The following is a 210-nucleotide window of genomic DNA, read 5'->3' as shown; positions in this document are numbered from 1 at the left end:
GACCGGCCGGGAAAAGCTGTTTCTGGCGATCAATGTCGTCGGGAAGGTGAGGGATCACCTCACCGCGATAGTGAACAACGGCACGCTGGCAACCACTGAGTTGCGTCAGCTTGCCGAGACTGCCGAGCGCGCAAGGCGCTGGGAACAGGTTTAACCCAAGGGACATCCATGAGTGATGAGCAAACCGCCGCTGGCGGTGAGGACACTACG

The sequence above is a fragment of the Bradyrhizobium jicamae genome (genome assembly GCF_001440395.1).
Lineage (GTDB): Bacteria > Pseudomonadota > Alphaproteobacteria > Rhizobiales > Xanthobacteraceae > Bradyrhizobium > Bradyrhizobium jicamae.
Note: the sequence above shows the minus strand (reverse complement) of the source record.